Consider the following 15,583-nt stretch of genomic DNA (forward strand, 5'->3'; position numbering starts at 1 on the left):
GATCTGGTGCGTGCGACCGGTCTTGAGCTCCGCCTCGAGCAGCGCGTAGTCCGGCCACTTTTTCAGCAGATTGAAAATGGTGTGCGATTCCTGGCCACCCGCCTGCACGACGACACGGCGCTCGCCGTCCGGCGTCGTGTACTTATGTAAAGGTAGCTTGACGTGCTGACGCGGGTTACGCCAGTCGCCGGCCACGAGGGTCAGGTAGCGTTTGTCGGTTTTGCCGTCGCGCATTTGCTCGTGCAAGTTGGTCAATGCGGAACGTTTCTTTGCAAGCAACAACAAGCCGGACGTCTCGCGGTCCAGGCGATGCACCAGCTCCAGGAATTTCGCCTCCGGCCGGGCCGCGCGCAATTGTTCGATGACGCCATACGACACACCGGAACCGCCGTGCACGGCCACGCCGGCCGGCTTGTCGATCACGAGCAGGTGGCTGTCCTCATGCACGATATGAAACTCGGCCCCGGGCACCGGGGCGGCGCCGGCCGGCCGCTCGGCCATGCGCACGGGCGGAATCCGGACGACGTCGCCCGTCACGAGGCGATACAGCTGGTCGATGCGGCCTTTGTTCACGCGCACTTCGCCGGAGCGGAGGATGCGGTAAATATGGCTTTTTGGGACACCCTTGCAGACGCGCAGCAGGTAATTGTCGATGCGCTGGCCTGCTTCTTCCTCGGTGATTGTGACAAACTGGGCGGTAGCGGCTGGGCGGCTATCTGTCTGTGATGAAGGGGGAACAACATCGTTTTGCAAGGTCATTCGCTCTGTCTTCCCAGAAATTCTCTCTAAGTCCTTCATTTTGAATATATAATCGACAGGCGGCGGTCAAACCTCTGCAGGTGTAAGAATTAAAACGATATTTTACACAGGGGCGTCTCCATCGGCCCCGCCAAAATGCGAATTCGATGGAAAAAAACGGGGTCCCAAAAAATCGTCGCCAGCGGCAGCAGTGTCGGTGACAGACGCGGAGTACGCGAGCGACAATGTGAACGCGCAGCGGATTTGGTGGGATTCCTAGACGTGTACGCACATTCCTGTGCGAACCTGGGTTGCACCGCAGTTGCAATCGGGTAGCCGCACAGGATGCAGGATTGGATTGTTTGGAATTGTAAGGATAAGTACCGGCAAGCCGGCTCCAGGGTGGGCTCGCCGGGTGATGGCGTCGATAACGCTTGCCGTTGCGCCCGACCCGAAGTGAGGAACCTCGAAACCGTCGTGAGCGGTGAGTGTTGGTGGAGACAGTGATCCGGAAAGGATGGCAGGTGCGCAGAACGCACCGCAACCTCAAGGACCGGATTGCGTGTTCCGGCAACACCGCTTTGCCCGGCGGTTCCAGGGTTCCGCAGGCAGCAATCGCGTTCCGGCATCAAGGCTGATATTCGCCTGATGGCCGATCCGTTTGCCGCCCGGTATGCATGCCGACTGAAGGCCAGGCTGTGTCGCACCGCTTGCTGGCCCCTGTGCCGCCCCGATCGGGCCGCCCGGGCCGAGCAAGGACGTTCGTGCGCGCGGCAATCACGTTCGACGCCACTGCGCCCTGTGGCCGGCCATGCCGTGTCACGCCCCGGGCATACCACCGCCAACACTCCTTCCCCGCGTACATCCCTGTACTTTCGCCGCTCTTGTTAAGACGGCATGAAACGGCCTACGGGTCGCGGAGTTAATAAAAATGAAACGTATGTTGTTTAACGCTACGCAGCAAGAGGAGCTGCGCGTAGCGATCGTCGACGGCCAGAAACTGATCGACATCGATATCGAGACCGCCGGTCGCGAACAGCGAAAATCGAATATCTACAAAGGCGTCATCACCCGCATCGAACCCTCCCTCGAAGCCTGCTTCGTCAGCTACGGCGAAGAACGCCACGGCTTCCTCCCCTTCAAAGAAGTTGCCCGCTCCTATTTCCGCGACGGCGTCGACGTCCGCAATTGCACGATCAAGGAAGCCCTGCGCGAAGGCCAGGAAATCATGGTCCAGGTCGAAAAGGAAGAACGCGGCAACAAGGGCGCAGCCCTGACCTCGTTCATTTCCCTGGCCGGCCGCTACCTGGTCCTGATGCCGAACAATCCGCGCGGTGGCGGTGTGTCGCGCCGTGTCGAAGGCGAGGAACGCCAGGAACTGCGCGAGACGATGGACAAGCTGGACTTGCCGCAGGGCATGTCCGTCATCGCCCGCACCGCCGGCATCGGCCGCAACGTCGAAGAACTGCAGTGGGACCTGAACTACCTGATGCAGCTGTGGCGCGCAATCGAAGGCGCCGGCAAGTCGGCCCCGGGCCCGTTCCTGATCTACCAGGAATCGTCGCTGGTCATCCGCGCCATCCGCGACTATTTCCAGCCTGACATCGGCGAAGTCCTGATCGACACGGACGAGATCTTTGACCAGGCCCAGCAGTTCATGAGCCACGTGATGCCCGACATGGCGCATCGCGTGAAGCGCTACACGGACGACGTGCCGCTGTTCTCCCGTTTCCAGATCGAACACCAGATCGAGACCGCATATTCGCGCACCGTGCCGCTGCCGTCGGGCGGCGCGATCGTCATCGACCACACGGAAGCGCTCGTCTCCATCGACGTCAACTCGGCGCGCGCCACGCGCGGCTCGGACATCGAGACCACCGCCTTCAACACCAACTGCGAAGCGGCCGACGAAGTGGCCCGCCAGCTGCGCCTGCGCGACCTGGGCGGCCTGATCGTCATCGACTTCATCGACATGGAAGTCGCCAAGAACCAGCGTGAAGTGGAACAACGCCTGAAGGATGCGCTGCACCACGACCGTGCACGCGTGCAGATGGGCAAGATTTCGCGCTTCGGCCTGATGGAATTGTCGCGCCAGCGCCTGCGTCCTTCGCTGTCCGAAGGCTCGCACGTGACCTGCCCGCGCTGCTCGGGCACCGGCCACATCCGCGATACGGAATCGTCGGCCCTGCAGGTGCTGCGCATCATCCAGGAAGAGGCGATGAAGGAGAATTCGGCCGCGATCCACGTCCAGGTCCCGGTCGACGTCGCCGCCTTCCTGCTGAACGAAAAGCGCGGCGAAGTCCTGAAAATCGAGACGCGCCACCGCATCACGGTCATCCTGATTCCGAACAAGCATCTGGAAACGCCGCACTACAAGCTCGAACGCATCAAGCACGACGACCCGCGCCTGGACGACGACGCTGCCAGCTACACGATGGCCGAGTCGGCCGACACGGACATGGCCTTCGCCAAGCGCCAGAAGGAAGAAGCGAAGCCGCGCCAGGAAGCCGTCGTCAAGACCATCACCCCGGCCCAGCCGGCCCCGATGGTCGACCGTCAGCCGGCCAAGCCGGTCGAGGCACCTGCCCCTCTACCTGCCGCCGCACCCGCCGCTGCCGCATCGGCTGCATATGCGTCGCCGGTCCAGGAAGGTTTCCTCACCAGGCTGCGCAACTTCTTCTTCGGCCGACCGGCGCCGGTCGCTCCGCCGCCCGCTCCCGTCGCGCCGCCGAAGCCCGCTGAAGCTCTACCTGCCGCCGGCGAACGCGGCGAGCGCAATGGCCGTGGCCAGCGCAACGCCCGCGGCGGCCGCAACGCGCCTGCCGGCGGCACTGGCCGCAACCGTGGCGAGCGTGACGAACGTGACGTGAAAACCACAGGTGCCGAGGAAGGCGCCAAGCCGGTCGAGGCTGAAGGCAAGCCGGCGCGTCCGCCGCGCCAGCCGCGTCAACCGCGCGAAGCCCGCGAGCCGCGCGAACAGGCAACCGCAACCGCCGACGCCCAGCCGCAGAACCCGCGCGGCGAGCGTGCCGAGCGTCCGGAACGTGGCGAACGTCCGGAACGCGCACCGCGCCAGCCGCGCCAGCCGCGTGAAGGTGCCGAGCGTATCGAGCGCGCCCCGACCGAGCGTGTCTCGACCGAGCGCGCTCCGGCCGAAGCCAGGAGCGAGGAACTGAACGCAGCCCAGGTCATCGCTGCCCAGGCAGCCGTCACGCTGGCCGGCGAGCCGGAGATTCCGGAAGCGCTCAAGCCGGTGGCGACCGCCGAGGCAGCGACGACCGGACCTGCCGGTGAGGAACTCGACGGCGAGGCACACGGCGACGAACCGCGCCGCCGCCGCCGCCGTGGTGGCCGCAACCGTAACCGCCGCGACCGCGACCAGGTCGAGGGCAGCGAGAACGAGGTCATCGAGGGCGAGGCCGCGCCGACCTTCGCGCCGGTGGCCGACGAGGAAGCCGCCAAGGTGCAGGCCGAAGCCAAGGCTGCGAAAACACAGGCAGAGCCCAAGCCGGCCAAGGCCGTCGTGCCGGGCCCGTGGCCGTTCCCGACTGCGGAATCGGTCAAGGCCGCGGCCGTGAAAGCCGCCGCCGAGCAGGCTGCGGCCGAGCAGGCCGAAGCGGCCCGCATCCAGGCTGCCAAGGTACAGGCCGAACAGGAAGCTGCAGCGCAGGCCGCAGCAACCGCCGCGCCGGCTGCACAGGCTGAGCCGGCTGCACAAGCTGAGCCGGCCGCCCAGTCGCCGTGGCCGTTCCCGACCACCGACTCGGTAGCCGCCGCCGTGGCCCACATGGCCGAGGCCGATACCGCCGCACAGCCGGTCGTGAGTGCCGCTCCGGCACCGGCTCCGGTCGAGGCACCGGCACCTGCCGCTGCACCTGCACCTGTCACGGCACCGGCTCAGGTCGAGGTCGAGGTCGAGGCCGCTCAGCCTGCCGCAGCGATCCCTGCCCCGGCCGTGGCAACGGCTCCGGCTCCGGTGGCTGCCGCAACGGCCGACCTGAACGACCTGCTCGAGAAAGCCGGTCTCACGCTGGCATCGACGGATCCGGAAAAGCTGCGCGCCGCCCAGGAAGCCGCTGCCCAGGTAGCGCCGCCGGCCCGTCCGCGCCGCACGCGCAAGCCGGCGCCGCCGCCGGTCGACGAGCCGCTGATCCAGGTGGATACGCGTCAATAAAGGCGTCGACACCGCCTTGACGTGAAAAAGGAAGCCTTCCCGGCTTCCTTTTTTTTTATTGACGGGCCGCCTGTGCTACGATGGCGGCGTCGAAAAAGGCCGGGTCGGATACRTAAGCCCGACCCCTTCGCGCCAGATCAGGCGTGAAGTTCTGTTCCATGCGTCCACGCATGCGTACCCGCGACGAACCGTCCGGCGCTATTGCGCCCAACGGGTTCGTGCGCGCGCGCCTCCAGGCAGGCATCCCGAGCGAACCCATCCTCGGAGAATGCCATGCAACTCAACCATCTCGACCTCGTTCTTCCAAACCTACGCAAAGTTGGCCATGGTTAACTTTGCCGTTGGATTCCTGCTTCGCTGGGGCCGGTTTCACCCTGCGCTCGCGCACAGGGCCAGCGCCTTCCCCTCCACAGGCCGATGCGGTCGAACTGACCGCCACATTCCTCAGATTGATCGCTGCGTTCACGTCGCGATCGTTCAACGCCCCGCAACCTGGGCAGGTCCAGTACCGCATATCCAGGCCGAGGGATTCCAGCCGATACGCACAGCACGAACACAACTTGCTACTGGGGAACCAACGATCGATCAGTACGACCTGCCCGCCGCGCCAGGCCGCCTTGTACCCGAGCTGGCGGCGTAGTTCATAAAAGCCCATGTCCGCAATGGCCCGCGCCAGATGTCTGTTGCTCATCATGCCCTTGACGTTGAGATCCTCGATGCCGATCGTGTGAAAGCGGCGCGTAATGCTGGTGCTCAGCTTATGCAGGCTGTCCTGGCGAATGTTTGCGATCCGCGCGTGCAGTCTCGCCAGTTTCAGTTTCGCCCTGACGCGATTACGCGACCCTTTGACTTTACGGGACAGGGCACGCGATAGCCGCCGCAATCGTGTCAACAAGGTTCGCAATGCCTTCGGGCTCTGAAACGTTTCGCCGGTCGACAGGGTGACCAGCGCCTTGATGCCCAGGTCCACTCCGACCGCACCTTGGTTATCGGCCAGCGGCACAGGTGAATCAGAAGCATCAACGGTGATGCTGGCGTACCAGTGGTCGGCAACGCGTGCAACCGACGCGGAGACGATCCGGCCCGCAAAACGCAGCGTCTCACGCATGCTGACCCACCCCAGCTTCGGAATGCGGATACGCCGGTCCTCGACGCGGAACTGATCATTGCTGAGCGTAAAGCGATCGTCCCGTCCTTTCCTGCGAAATCTCGGATAACCGGTCCGCCCGGCGAAGAAGTTCTCGAACGCACGCCCGAGCTGCATGATGGCTATCTGCGGCGCGTTCTTGGTGACCTCGAGCATCCAAGGATATTGCTCGCGCTTGATCCTATTGAGTTGGCGCCGCAGCGCCGCTTCGGACGGCTTGGCCAGCGTCGGGTCGGCCTTACAGGCTTCATATTGTTTTTGCCACTCGGTCAGCGCCCAGTTGTACGCGAAGCGGGCGGTACCCGCAGCGCGCGCCAGGTAGGTCGCCTGTTTGTTGTTCGGGTCCAGCCGGATGCGGTGCGCGGCGAGCATTGAACATCCTTCAAAGTCATCTTGGTCATCCAACCAAAGGCTTGTCGGCCGTGCGATCGGAATGAACTTGTGCATTGCCTATGATCGCGCAAAGTTTGCGAAGTTCCAGATTACTTTTCGAACCCCACCTGACATGCGAGACGGATGCCGCACCGCAGCAAACCGGCGACCCGGAATCCCGGATCGGTGCACACTAAGGCACCAATCAGACGAGGCTAGCATCATGGAAAAGACGAAACGGATCAGTCTTGGATTGCAGGGCGGTGGCGCGTACGGCGCCTTCGGTTGGGGCGTACTCGACCGGCTGCTGGCCGACGACCGCCTGGACATCGTCGCCGTCAGCGCCGCGAGCGCCGGCGCCATCAATGCCGTCGCCGTGCTCGACGGCTTTGCGCATGGCGGCGGCCCGGAAGGCGCGCGGCGCAGCCTGGATCGCTTCTGGACGACGCTCGGCCAGGCCGCCGCGCTCGGCCCGCTGCGCCCGACCCCATTCGATGTCCTGATGGGCCGCGGCAGCATCGAGACGTCGCCCGGTTACATGCTGCTGCAGCTGGCCAGCGCGACCCTCGCGCCCGAGCAGTTGTATCCACTCAATATCAACACGCTGTCGACCCTGCTCGCGACGCTGGTCGATTTCAAACGGGTGCGTGCCTGCGAAGAAGTCAGCCTGTTCGTATCGGCCACGAATGTACGCACCGGCAAGGGCCGCGTGTTCCGGCGCGACGAGATCGACGTCGAGCACGTGATGGCCTCGGCCTGCCTGCCCCAGGTATTCGCCCCCGTGCGCATCGATGGCGAGGCGTACTGGGATGGCAGCTTCGTCGGCAATCCTCCGCTCGCCCCGCTCGTGAATGGCTACGCGGGCGACATCCTCGTCGTGCAGAACAACCCGATCGCCCGCCGCGATCTGCCATACAGCATGGCCGACGTGAACAACCGCGCCAACGAGATTGCGTTCAACATCAGTCTCGTGCGCGAGATCAGCGCCATCCAGCACCTCGGCGCCGTGTTCGACGAAGAATCGACGGCCAGGACACGGCGCGCGCCCGTGCGCCTGCACCTGATCAGCGGCACCGGTGTGCTGCGCGACTTGAGCATCTCGAGCAGGTTCAACACGGAATGGAGTTTCATTCGCCACTTGCACGACCTCGGCCAGATGGCGGCCGCGCGCTGGCTCGACGCGCACGTCGACGATGTCGGTGTCATGTCGACGCTCGACCCGGCACACGTGTTTGCGTCCGAGGAGGCACGGGCGCTGTCCAGATGAGCGGGCAGCACATCGTGTAAGATGGGCAAGTTTACACTCGCTTGCCCACCACCTTGTCCGCCCTTCCCTTTCACACCGCCCTGCGCTACTGGCTCAAGCTGGGCTTCATCAGTTTCGGCGGTCCGGCCGGGCAGATCGCCATGATGCACGCCGAGCTCGTCGAGCGCCGACGCTGGATCTCCGAGCGCCGTTTCCTGCACGCGCTGAATTACTGCATGCTGCTGCCGGGACCGGAAGCGACGCAGCTCGCGATCTACATCGGCTGGCTGTTGCACCGCGTGCCGGGCGGGATCGCCGCCGGCGTGCTGTTCGTGCTCCCTTCGCTGCTCGTGCTGATCCTGCTGTCGTGGATCTACATGGCGTACGGCCAGCTGGCCGTCGTCGCCGGTATCATGGACGGCATCAAGCCGGCCGTCGTCGCGATCGTGCTGGCGGCGGGTTGGCGCATCGGCAGCCGCACGTTGCGCAATCGCCTGCTGGCCGGCGTCGCGCTCGCGGCCTTCGTCGCCATCGACCTGCTCGGTGTGCCGTTCCCGCTGATCGTGCTGGGCGCCGCGCTCGTCGGACTGGTGGGCGGACGTCTGCGGCCCGCGCTGTTCGAACCCGGCGGCGCCCACGCGGCGGCACCGGCCGACGCGGCCCACCCGCCGGCGCTGATCGACGACACGACGCCGACGCCGCCCCACGCCCGCTTCAGCTGGCGCCGCCTGGCGACGGTGAGCGTCGCGGGATGCGCCATCGGCTTCGCCTGCTGGGCCGCGCTCGTCCTCGCCTGCGGACCGGACGGCGAACTGCCCCGGATGGGTGCCTTCTTCGGCAAGACCGCGTTGCTGACCTTCGGCGGCGCCTATGCCGTGCTGCCCTATGTCGTGCAGCATGCTGTCGAGCAATACCACTGGCTCGACGCGGGCCAGATGATCGACGGCCTCGCGCTGGGCGAGACGACACCCGGGCCGTTGATCATGATCGTCGCCTTCGTCGGCTTCGTCGGCGGCTGGACCCATGCGCTGTTCGGCCCGGACGCGCGCCTGCTGGCCGGCGCGGCGGCGGCCGGCGTGGCCACGCTGTTCACCTTTTTACCGTCGTTCGTGTTCATCCTCGCCGGCGGCCCGCTCGTCGAATCGACGCGCGGCGATATCCGGCTGACGGCGCCGCTGACCGCGATCTCGGCGGCCGTCGTCGGCGTGATCGCAAGCCTGGCCGTGTTCTTTGGTGCCCACGTGTTCTTCCACGCCGGCGCGCCGCGCTGGGGCGCCATCGCCATCGGCACGGCCGCTGCCGTGGCGCTATTGCGCTACAGAACGGGCACCATCAAGACCATCCTTGCCTGCGCCGTGGCCGGCCTTCTGCTATCGTATTGGCATGGCTGAAAAAATCATCATGGTGGCCGATGCGCGCTCGCCCGCGCTGGCCGTCCCCGACACGCTGGAGACACCGACCGGCCTGCTTGCCGACGCCCTCGGGCGCCCCCTGCACGACCTGCGCATTTCCGTCACGGACCGCTGCAATTTCCGCTGCGTGTACTGCATGCCGAAGGAAGTCTTCGACAAGGATTACGCCTACCTGCCCCACGCCGCCCTGCTCAACTTCGAGGAAATCGCGCGCGTGGCGCGGCTGTTCGTCGCCCACGGTGTCGAGAAGATCCGCCTGACCGGCGGCGAACCGTTGCTGCGCAAGAACCTGGAGCGCCTGGTCGAACAGTTGCGCGCCATCGAGACGCCGTCCGGCCGCCCGCTCGACCTCACGCTGACCACGAACGGCTCGCTGCTGGCGAAAAAGGCGCAGGTGCTGAAGGATGCGGGCCTGGACCGCGTGACGGTCTCGCTCGACGCCATCGACGACGCCGTGTTCAAGCGCATGAACGACGTCGACTTCGCCGTCTCCGACGTGCTCGACGGCATCGCCGCCGCCCAGGCCGCCGGCCTCGGCCCGATCAAGGTCAACATGGTCGTCAAGGGCGGCATGAACGACGACCAGATCCTGCCGATGGCGCGCCATTTCAAGGGCACGCCGGTCGTGCTGCGCTTCATCGAATACATGGACGTGGGCGCCTCAAACGGCTGGAACATGACGGAAGTCGTGCCGTCGCGCGACGTCGTGCGCCGCATCGCGGCCGAGATGCCGCTCGAACCCGTCGGCGCCAACTATCCCGGCGAAACGGCTACGCGCTGGCGCTATGTGGACAAGGATGGGAAGAACGGCCTCGGCGAAGTGGGCATGATCTCCAGCGTCACGCAGGCGTTCTGCCACGACTGCTCGCGCATCCGCCTGTCGACCGAGGGCAAGCTGTACACCTGCCTGTTCGCGACCTGCGGCCACGACCTGCGCGAACTGCTGCGGACGGGGCGCACGGACGCGGAGATGCAGGCCGCCATCGCCCAGCTCTGGCGCGCGCGCGACGACCGCTATTCCGAGACCCGCACCGTCAACACGGCGGGCCTCTCGCTGCGCGCGGAGAGCGCACAAAAAATCGAAATGTCCTACATCGGTGGATAAGAACATGAACAAGGAATCCATCAGCGGCCTGATCCTCGCCGGCGGCCGTGGCACGCGCATGGGCCACGTCGACAAGGGCCTGCAACCGTTCGGCGGCACGACCATGGTCGCGCACGTGCTGGCGCGCCTCGAGCCCCAGGTGGCGACGGTCGCCATCAACGCCAACCGCAACCTCGATATGTACGCGGCCTGCGGCGTGCCCGTCTGGCCGGACGACACGCACGACTACGCGGGCCCGCTGGCCGGCCTGCAGGCAGGCCTGCGCCGCTGCGCGACGACTTACCTGCTCACGGCCCCGTGCGATTCGCCCTTCCTGCCGGCCGACCTGGCCGAACGCCTGCTGGACGGCCTGCGCGCGATCGACGCCGACCTCGCCGTCGCCGTCACCGAAGAGAATGGCCGGCGCCAGGTCCACCCCGTGTTCTGCCTGCTGAAGGCGAGCCTGGAGCCGGTGCTGTCGGCCTACCTGGACGGCGGCGGGCGGCGCATGGACGGCTGGTATCCGCAGATCCGCGTGACGGAGGTGCTGTTCGACGACGCCGACGCCTTCCGCAACATCAACACGCTGGACGAGTTGCGCGAACTCGACCCGGCCAGGGTGCCGCGGCTGGCCGACGTGGTCAGTTGCCTGTCCGCGTACGACCCGGACGCGCTGCCCGTGCGCGACGCCCAGCGCATCATCCGCGAGTTCGTCGCGCCCGTACGCGCGACCGAGATGGTCGCGCTGCGCGCTGCGCTGGGCCGCGTGCTGGCCGCCGACATCGTCTCCCCGATCGACGTGCCGGCCCACGACAACTCGGCGATGGATGGTTTTGCCCTGCGCGGCGCCGACCTGCCCACCGACGCGCCCGTGCGCCTGCGCGTGATCGGCACGGCCTACGCCGGCCGCCCCTTCGACGGCAGTCCCCAGCCGGGCGAATGCGTGCGCATCATGACGGGCGCCGTGATGCCGGCCGGCTGCGACAGCGTCGTGCCGCAGGAATTCGTGAGCGTCGACGCCGATACGATGACGATCGCCCCGGGCACCATCCGCCCCGGCGACAACCGCCGCCTGGCCGGCGAAGACCTGAAGGCCGGCAGCGCGGCGCTGCGCAGCGGGAAGATCGTGCGTCCGGCCGACCTCGGGCTGCTCGCGTCGCTGGGCGTGGCGGAAGTCCCCGTGCAGCGCCGGCTGCGCGTCGCGTTCTTCTCGACGGGCGACGAACTACGCTCGATCGGCCAGCCGCTCGACGAGGGCTGCGTCTACGACAGCAACCGCTACACGATCTACGGCATGCTGCAGCGCCTGGGCTGCGACCTGATCGACATGGGCGTCGTGCGCGACGACCCGCAGGCGCTGGAGCAGGCGCTGCGCGACGCCTGCGAGAACGCCGACGCCATCATCACCTCGGGCGGCGTCTCGGTCGGCGCGGCGGACTACACGAAGCAGATCATGGCGCGCCTGGGCGACGTCACGTTCTGGAAGATCGGCATGCGCCCGGGCCGCCCGCTGGCCTTCGGCCGCATCACGTCGAACGGCCGCAGCGCCTTCCTGTTCGGCCTGCCGGGCAATCCGGTGGCGGTGATGGTCTCGTTCTACTTCTTCGCCCGCGACGCACTGCTGCGCATGATGGGTGCCGAGGCACCGCTCGAACTGGTGCGCGCCCGCTCGGCTGGCACGATCCGCAAGAAACCGGGCCGCACGGAATACCAGCGCGGCATCCTGGCCCGCGGCGCGGACGGCCAGCCGACCGTCACGATCACGGGGTCGCAGGGGTCGGGCATCCTGCGGTCGATGTCGGAGGGGAACTGCATGGTGGTACTGCACGATGAGCAGGGTACCGTGCAGGCGGGCGACATGGTCGACGTGCTGCTGTTCGAGGGCCTGATCTGACCGGAATACGCCGAACTTGCGTAGGGTGGGCACCCCGTGCCCACGCGCAACCTCCGCATACCATCGACTATTCGAAATCACCCCATTCGCGATCCAGCCCTCCAGCCCAATCGATCGGATACACGCCGTCGCGTATGTACCGATGGATCGTCGAATAAGGCCAATCAATCGCACGCGTTACGTACCCATGCCGCACCGGGTTGTAATGGATGTAATCGAGATGCCGCTCGAAATCGACATCGTCACGGATGAGATGTTCCCAGAACCGCCGTTGCCAGATCGTCGATTCACGATGCTGTCGCGCCGATGCGTTACGCACCCCAGGATCGAGAACAACGTCCGGAGAGAATCGCGACACCGACCGTTTGATCAGCGACCAGCGCATAGAAAAATCAGAGTCGCCCGAGGGCAAGGTCCAGACACAGTGCAGATGGTCCGGCATCAATACCCAGGCGTTGATAACAAACGAACGAGTTTTACGCACGTCGTCGATTGCACGACGTAACGAAAGCCGGATCATTGGATGGCACAGAATGGGGCGCCGGTGATAGGTGACGAGCGTGAAGAAGAACGTATTCCCGGTCCGTGTGCGGCGATAATAGGTCATGATCCGAGCGTACGTCGCGGATCATCCTCGGTGCCGGCGGTTGATCAAACGTACGCCACGGTTCAATCGTCGCTGTCGACGTTCGACGCGCCCAACATCAACTGCGCCGCCTCGCTCGGCAACGCTTCCACCGACTTGAGCTTGCGCGCCATCTGCCGGCTGCGCACCTCGGCGCTTTCGATGTTCTTGGCGGCGCGCTCCAACGTCAGCCTGGTCTGTGCCAGCACGTCGCCGAACTTGCCGAATTCCGTCTTCACGGCACCCAGCACCTGCCACACCTCGGACGAACGCTTTTCCAGCGCCAGCGTGCGGAAGCCCATCTGCAGGCTGTTCAGCAGCGCCGCCAGCGTGGACGGTCCGGCGATCGTCACGCGCAAGGTGCGCTGCAGGTCGTCGGCCAGGCCCGGGCGGCGCATCACTTCCGCGTACAGGCCCTCGGTCGGCAGGAACAGGATGGCGAAGTCGGTCGTCTGCGGCGGCGCCACGTATTTCTCGCAGATGGTCTTCGCTTCGCCGCGCACCGCACGCTCCAGCTCCGCGCCCGCGCGCGCGACGCCGTCGGCATCGCCCTGCTCGGCCGCTTCCAGCAGGCGTTCGTACTGCTCCTTCGGAAACTTGGCATCGATCGGCAGCCACAGCGGCGGCCCGCCGTCGACGACGCCCGGCAACTTGATCGCGAATTCGACGCGCGCGTTCGAACCGCGTACCGTCTCCACGTTCTTGGCGTACTGGTCGACGGTGAGGATCTGCTCGAGCAGCATTTCCAGCTGCACCTCGCCCCACGTGCCGCGCGTCTTAACGTTGACGAGCACGCGCTTCAGGTCGCCCACGCCGACGGCCAGCTGCTGCATCTCGCCCAGGCCCTGGTGCACCTTCTCCAGGCGGTCGGACACCTGGCGGAACGATTCCGTCAGGCGCGTCTCCAAGGTGGCGTGCAGCTTCTCGTCGACGGTCTGGCGCATCTCTTCGAGGCGGCGCGCATTATCGTTCTGCAGGTCGCGGATCTTCGTCTCGAGCGTCGCGCGCACTTCCAGCATGCGTTGCGCGTTCGATTCCGTGAGGTTCGCGAGCGCGCCGTTCAGCGTGTCGGAAAACCGCTTGAGCGCGCGCGCCTGTTCCTCGCGGCCGCCCTGCGAATTCAACTGGATCTGCTGGCGCATGCCGTCCAGCTGCTGGACGGTGGCGGCCTGATTCTGCGCCAGGTGCGCAGCCAGTTCCTGGCGTGTGGACTGGGCGCTGACCTGCAATTCCTGGCGCAGCTCGCGCTCCAGGCGTTCGAAAGCGTGGCGCTCGTCGCCGCCGCGGCGCGCGCGAGTCAGCAGCACGACCTGCAAGCCGAGGACGGCCAGCAGCGCCAGCGCGAGCACGATGAATTCGAGGGTCGACATGCTGTCTTAGTGGGGCCTGTTGCGCATCCAGTCGGCCGTCTGGTAGAAGGACTGCATCAGCGCGAGGCGCAGGTCGTAGTCGTAGCCGAGGTCTTCCAGCGCCAGCGCCATGCAGCGCAGCCACTGGTCGCGTTCCGACGTGCCGATGGCGAACGGCAGGTGGCGCGCACGCAGCATCGGATGGCCGTAGCGTTCGATGAAGAGGTTCGGCCCGCCCATCCAGCCGGACAGGAACATGAACAGCTTATCGCGCGAGCTGTCGTTGGGGACGGGGTGCATGGCGTGGATGCCGGCGAACTCCGGCTCCAGTTGCATCAGGTCGTAGAAACGGTCGACCAGTTCGCGCAGGCGGGATTCGCCGCCGATGATCTCGTACAGGGTGCGAGTGTCTTGCTGTTCCTGTACGTCCTGGGAATCTTGGGGTGCGTTGGGTTCAGACATCCGCTCATGATAGCGCAGCCTGCCAATGTCGTGGTCAAGTACGTTGACCTTGGCCGGCGATACGTAGGGTGGGCACCACGTGCCCACGCGGACGTCGGCGGACCGCAAACGTAACGCGTGGGCACAGGGTGCCCACCCTACGCACCTACACTTACGTTTTTTCACGCTTCTCGCAACGTTTGTAATGGTGGCTGCCGCAACACGTTGCGCAGTCCAAGCCATCCGCCCACGAGTGCGCATACCGCCCCCACGACCAGCCCCACGACCCACACCTGCGGTTCGAACCGCCACGGGAACTTGAACTGGTACTCGGCCAGCGCCCAGCCCAGCGCCGCGGCGCCCGACGCCGCCAGCAGGCCGGACAGGCTGCCGACCAGCACGAACTCGATGCGCTGCGCCTGCGCCAGCTGGCCGCGCGTGGCGCCCAGCGCGCGCAGCAGGCCCGCTTCGCGCGTGCGCTCGGCCTGCGATCCCATCAGGGCCGCATACAGCACGAGCACACCCGAGGCCAGGGTGAACAGGAACAGGAATTCCACCGCCGCGACGACCTGGTCGAGCACCTCCTGCACCTGGCGGATGATGCCGCTGACGTCGATGACGGTCAGGTTCGGCCACGCGCGCGTCAGGGTGTTGGCGAGGCCGATGCCGCGCGCCGGCAGGTGGAATGCCGTCATGTACGTCGTCGGCGCGGCGCGCATCGCGGCGGGGTTGATGATGACGAAGAAGTTGGCGCGCATCGAACCCCATTCCAGCTTGCGCAGGCTCGTGATCTTCGCGTCGACGATCTGGCCGCCCATGTCGAAGCGCATCGTGTCGCCCAGCTTCAGGCGCAGCGTGCGCGCGAGACCCTGCTCGACCGATGCCTCCGTCACGCCCGGCGCGTCGCGGTACCAGCGGCCGGCCACGATCTCGTTCGTCGCCGGCAGGTCGGCCGTCGACGACAGGTTGAACTCGCGCTCCGCGAGACCCTTCGCGCGCTCATCGACGTACGTGGTCGCCGTGACCGCGTTGCCGTTCACGGCGACGAGGCGGCCGCGGATCATCGGGTACAGCACCGGGTCGCGCACGCCGGCCGCGCGG

The 15,583-nt window shown here is 66.2% G+C and carries 11 protein-coding genes; 5 read left to right on the top strand and 6 right to left on the bottom strand.

The window, feature by feature from the left end; all coding sequences use genetic code 11:
- Positions 1-759: RluA family pseudouridine synthase (locus AC1DYX_RS17225; RefSeq protein WP_477260963.1), on the bottom strand; the 759-nt coding region annotated here is incomplete at its 3' end.
- A 910-nt stretch (positions 760-1,669) separates the two neighbouring features.
- On the opposite strand from AC1DYX_RS17225, the gene AC1DYX_RS17230 reads away from it, so the two are divergent.
- Positions 1,670-4,912 carry an Rne/Rng family ribonuclease gene (locus tag AC1DYX_RS17230; RefSeq protein ID WP_477260943.1) on the top strand — a complete coding sequence of 1,081 codons (3,243 nt, stop codon included), beginning with the start codon at positions 1,670-1,672 and terminating at the stop codon, positions 4,910-4,912.
- Between the two features lie 280 nt (positions 4,913-5,192).
- Here the strand turns inward: AC1DYX_RS17230 and AC1DYX_RS17235 are convergent, their stop codons facing one another.
- Complete coding sequence (locus tag AC1DYX_RS17235; protein ID WP_477260945.1) at positions 5,193-6,431, bottom strand: RNA-guided endonuclease InsQ/TnpB family protein; 1,239 nt, start codon at positions 6,429-6,431, stop codon at positions 5,193-5,195.
- Between the two features lie 223 nt (positions 6,432-6,654).
- Here AC1DYX_RS17235 and AC1DYX_RS17240 point away from each other — a divergent pair, with 223 nt between their 5' ends.
- Genes AC1DYX_RS17240 through moeA form a run of 4 tightly spaced genes read left to right on the top strand, consistent with a single transcriptional unit; the run spans position 6,655 to position 12,067 of the window.
- The gene (locus tag AC1DYX_RS17240) at positions 6,655-7,698 is read left to right on the top strand and encodes a patatin-like phospholipase family protein (protein WP_477260947.1); all 1,044 of its coding nucleotides are present in this window, start codon (positions 6,655-6,657) and stop codon (positions 7,696-7,698) included.
- 53 nt (positions 7,699-7,751) lie between these two features.
- Complete coding sequence (gene chrA, locus AC1DYX_RS17245; RefSeq protein WP_477260949.1) at positions 7,752-9,068, top strand: chromate efflux transporter; 1,317 nt, start codon at positions 7,752-7,754, stop codon at positions 9,066-9,068.
- Complete coding sequence (moaA, locus tag AC1DYX_RS17250; protein WP_477260951.1) at positions 9,061-10,194, top strand: GTP 3',8-cyclase MoaA; 1,134 nt, start codon at positions 9,061-9,063, stop codon at positions 10,192-10,194. Before chrA ends, moaA begins: the two co-directional genes overlap by 8 nt.
- Before the next feature lie 4 nt (positions 10,195-10,198).
- Positions 10,199-12,067, top strand: a complete 1,869-nt coding sequence (gene moeA / locus AC1DYX_RS17255; protein WP_477260953.1) for a molybdopterin molybdotransferase MoeA — start codon at positions 10,199-10,201, stop codon at positions 12,065-12,067.
- 67 nt (positions 12,068-12,134) lie between these two features.
- On the opposite strand, the gene AC1DYX_RS17260 is transcribed toward moeA, so the two are convergent.
- The 4 genes from AC1DYX_RS17260 to AC1DYX_RS17275 all read right to left on the bottom strand — a co-directional run.
- Positions 12,135-12,674 (bottom strand): REP-associated tyrosine transposase, encoded by a 540-nt coding sequence (locus tag AC1DYX_RS17260; protein ID WP_477260955.1) that lies wholly within the window; start codon positions 12,672-12,674, stop codon positions 12,135-12,137.
- Between the two features lie 62 nt (positions 12,675-12,736).
- Positions 12,737-14,062, bottom strand: a complete 1,326-nt coding sequence (locus AC1DYX_RS17265) for a DNA recombination protein RmuC (RefSeq protein WP_477260957.1) — start codon at positions 14,060-14,062, stop codon at positions 12,737-12,739.
- Between the two features lie 6 nt (positions 14,063-14,068).
- A complete protein-coding gene (locus AC1DYX_RS17270; protein ID WP_477260959.1) occupies positions 14,069-14,503 on the bottom strand; it encodes a group II truncated hemoglobin in 435 nt (144 codons plus the stop codon).
- Between the two features lie 161 nt (positions 14,504-14,664).
- Positions 14,665-15,583: ABC transporter permease (locus AC1DYX_RS17275; protein ID WP_477260961.1), on the bottom strand; the 919-nt coding region annotated here is incomplete at its 5' end.

It is taken from the genome of Massilia sp. P2_C2, assembly GCF_056404615.1.